At 65.6% G+C, this 3,739-nt stretch carries 3 protein-coding genes and 2 pseudogenes; 2 read left to right on the forward strand and 3 right to left on the reverse strand.

Features of this window, described 5'->3' with window-relative positions:
• Positions 1-263: 263 nt before the first annotated feature.
• The 3 genes and pseudogenes from yidD to rpmH form a co-directional block, all read right to left on the reverse strand.
• Positions 264-554, reverse strand: a pseudogene (gene yidD, locus GH736_RS25215) (membrane protein insertion efficiency factor YidD); the annotation flags it as partial.
• Between the two features lies 1 nt (position 555).
• Complete coding sequence (rnpA, locus tag GH736_RS18965; protein ID WP_159606126.1) at positions 556-936, reverse strand: ribonuclease P protein component; 381 nt, start codon at positions 934-936, stop codon at positions 556-558.
• 8 nt (positions 937-944) lie between these two features.
• Positions 945-1,082: a 50S ribosomal protein L34 gene (gene rpmH / locus GH736_RS18970; protein ID WP_022889115.1), complete on the reverse strand. Its 138-nt coding sequence runs from the start codon at positions 1,080-1,082 to the stop codon at positions 945-947.
• A 504-nt stretch (positions 1,083-1,586) separates the two neighbouring features.
• Here rpmH and dnaA point away from each other — a divergent pair.
• Positions 1,587-2,933 carry a chromosomal replication initiator protein DnaA gene (dnaA, locus tag GH736_RS18975; RefSeq protein WP_407922376.1) on the forward strand — a complete coding sequence of 449 codons (1,347 nt, stop codon included), beginning with the start codon at positions 1,587-1,589 and terminating at the stop codon, positions 2,931-2,933.
• A gap of 475 nt (positions 2,934-3,408) precedes the next feature.
• Positions 3,409-3,739 (forward strand): annotated as a pseudogene (locus tag GH736_RS18980) (DNA polymerase III subunit beta); the annotation flags it as partial.

A 3,739-nucleotide genomic window follows, 5' to 3' on the forward strand; every position in this document is an offset into this window, starting at 1 on the left:
GAAGAAGGTCCACATCGAGTGGAACGCGACGAGGATCAACTCGATGACCCACTTGATGGGCCAGAGGATCAAGCCGATGAGATCAGGCATGTGCGGGGTCAGTCCTTTCGGGACAGTGCGGGGGTCGAGATCATGGACGCCGGCTCGGCACTGGGCGGGCGAAGGCTGGAGTGGCGTGCGATGCCGTCGTCGGCTCGATGGGCGAGTTCGTGGGCACGGCGCGCGGCCGCGGCATCCGCTTCGGCCTTGGGGAACATCCCTTTCGGCACCACCCAACCGAACGACGTGGTGCGGTAGCGATCGTGACCCGCGGGCCGCACGTCGTCGATGCCGCCAGCCGTCCAGGGATTGCAGCGGATGATGCGCCACGCCGTGAGTGCGGCGCCCACGACCAGTCCGCGCTGCTGCACCGAGCCGAGGCCGTAGGCCGAGCAGGACGGGTAGTAGCGACAGACGTCGCCGTACAGCGGCGAGATCACGGCACGATATCCGCGAAGGAGCAGCACGCCCAGGTTACGGGGGAGGAGCACGAGGAAGAGGGCGAGGTCGCGCATCTCAGCCCACCCACGAGTCGACGACGGGAAGGTGATCGGACACGACCGGCCGAGCACGACGGGCCAATGCGTCGAGGACCTCGGATCGGAGGGTGCCGAACTCGGCGTCGGCAGCGCCGGGCAGCGCGCGGACCACGACGTCGACACCGCGAACGCCGCCGACCAACGCGTCATGACAGACGGCCTTGAGTCGACGGCGTACGAGATTGCGGCGAACCGCATTGCCGACCTTCTTCGAGACGATGAAGCCGAAGCGTGCGTCGGTGCCCGACTCCCGCGAGCGCACATAGCTCACGGTGTGGGCACCGGCGACCTTCGCACCGCGGCGCACGATGACTCGGTAGTCGTCGGCGCTCGTGATGCGATTGGCTTTGGCGAGCACCGCAGCGACTACGCGGAGAGTTCGGTGCGACCCTTGGCGCGGCGTGCCGACAGGATGGCACGGCCTGCGCGGGTGCGCATGCGAAGGCGGAAGCCGTGCTTCTTGGCGCGACGACGGTTGTTCGGCTGGAACGTACGCTTGCTCATTCTTCTTCTCCGACTGTCGGATCTCCGCGCCGTGCTTGGTGATGCGATGGTGCGGCGGGAAAACTGGGTGCCCAAAGGGCTGGGGTCAACCTATTAAAACTACGGCCTTGAAGGGCCGTGGTCAAACCGGGCACGACTCGATCACGCCGGAGTGCAAACGACACAGTATCCCGCGTACCTCGGGAATCCCTGTGGAACGACACGCGAGGGCGGTCGAATCCCTGCACGGGCATTTGTCCCAAGGGGCGAGATTCGCTACCGTTTGAGACCAGTTATCCCCAGCCTCGCACGCGGAATCCCGGGCGTCGTCGCATTTCTGCCCACAGGCGGTGGATAACGCTGTGAACACTTCGCCTCGCGCCGCTTGCATCGTCGATCGGGGGATCGATCAGCGGCACATCCAACGGCACCCAACGAATGCGGGGAACGATGACAGAGCAGCCCATCTCGGACACGTGGGCCACCGTCCTCGACCGCCTCTCCCATGACGACGCGATCACCCCGATGCTCCAGGGCTTCCTGAACCTCGTCGAGCCGAAGGGCATCGCCGCCGGCACCTTCTACCTCGAGGTGCCGAACGACTTCACCGCGAGCATGCTCAACCAGCGCATGCGGGTGTCCCTCCTCACGGCGATGAGCGCGATCGACTCGCCCTCGTCGGTGACGTCGTTCTACGTGGTCGTGAACCCCGAGCTCGAAGAGGCGCGCGCTCCCGAGCCGCAGTCGCCGGCACTCGACGACTACCCGAACCCGGTCGAGATGCACGCCTCCCCGCAGTCGGTCTTCGAGAACACCAGCCCCGATCGTCCGCGGGACTCGCGCCTGAACCCGAAGTACTCGTTCGACAGCTTCGTGATCGGCCAGTCCAACCGATTCGCGCACGCTGCGGCGGTCGCCGTGGCCGAGGCACCGGCGAAGGCGTACAACCCGCTCTTCATCTACGGCGACTCCGGTCTCGGCAAGACCCACCTCCTTCACGCCATCGGCCACTACGCGATGAGCCTGTATCCCGGCATCCGGGTGCGGTACGTGAGCTCCGAGGAGTTCACGAACGACTTCATCAACTCGATCGCGAACAATCGGGGGTCGCTGTTCCAGCAGCGGTACCGCAACATCGACATCCTGCTGATCGACGACATCCAGTTCCTGCAGGGCAAGGCGGAGACGCAGGAGGCGTTCTTCCACACCTTCAACACGCTGCACGATCACAACAAGCAGGTCGTGATCACGAGCGACGTGCCGCCGAAGCACCTCACCGGCTTCGAGGACCGCATGCGCAGCCGGTTCGAGTGGGGCCTCATCACCGACGTGCAGGCGCCCGACCTCGAGACCCGCATCGCCATCCTCCGCAAGAAGGCGCAGTCCGAGCGACTCCAGGTGCCCGACGAGATCCTCGAGTACATGGCCTCGAAGGTGTCGAGCAACATCCGCGAGCTCGAGGGCACCCTCATCCGCGTCACCGCGTTCGCGAGCCTGAACCGCACGCCCGTCGACATGCCCCTCGTCCAGACCGTGCTGAAGGACCTGATCACGGATGACACGGACAACGTGGTGGCCCCGGTCGACATCATCACGGCCACGGCCGACTACTTCAAGCTCACGGTCGACGACCTCTACGGCTCGAGCCGGTCGCAGGCCGTCGCCACCGCCCGCCAGATCGCGATGTACCTGTGCCGTGAGCTGACGAGCCTGTCACTGCCGAAGATCGGGCAGTTGTTCGGCAACCGCGACCACACCACGGTGATGTACGCGAACAAGAAGATCTCGGAGCTCATGAAGGAGCGCCGGTCGATCTACAACCAGGTCACCGAGCTCACCGCGCGCATCAAGCAGGTCAGCCGCTACCGCTGATCGCGATCGCTGTTCCGGATGCCGCGTGCCGCCGCCGCGGCATCCGCTCGGCTCGATCGGCGCGCCCGGATGGCCGCTCGATGCCCTGTGGCGCCCGCTCGGCGACGATTCCCACAGCTGTGGAGAAGTTGTGGATTGTTAACGAGCAACCCCGCCACGCCTGTTCAAACGGGCAGTCAGCCTGTGCACAACCGCTTCGACGATGCACGGTCCGCCAACGCCTCCGTCCTCGAAACCCACACGCTGTGCACAGATGGAATGGGTGGACTCGGGCGTCGTTCCGCGGATCACTGAACACCATCCACAGTTTCCACAGCGGTTAACACCGTTAAGAGAGAACTGGTTAACGGGGGGATCCCGACAACATCGAGATCGGGGGAGCGCTCGCCGGTCTGCGAGGCGGAATGTCCCCGCGCCGCGCGGAGCAGTCCCGCTAGCATGGGACCCACCCAGCGACATCCACGACGGGAGAACCGTGAAGTTCCAGGTCAATCGCGACGTCTTCAGTGAGGCCGTCTCCTTCGCCGTCAAGCTGCTGCCCCAGCGCACCACGCTCCCGATCCTCTCCGGCGTCCTCATCAAGGCGAACGCCGACGGCCTGGTCCTCTCCTCCTTCGACTACGAGGTCTCGTCGCAGACCGAGATCCAGGCCGACGTCGAGGAGCCGGGCACCGTGCTCGTCTCGGGCCGACTGCTCGCCGAGATCGCCGGCCGTCTCCCCAACGCGCCCGTCCGCGTGGCCACCGAGGAGTCGCGCATCCAGGTCAGTTGCGGCTCAGCGAGCTTCACCCTCCTCTCGATGCCCG

Origin of the sequence: Agromyces humi (assembly GCF_009720255.1) — a bacterium.
In the GTDB taxonomy this organism is placed as follows: Bacteria; Actinomycetota; Actinomycetes; order Actinomycetales; family Microbacteriaceae; genus Agromyces; species Agromyces humi.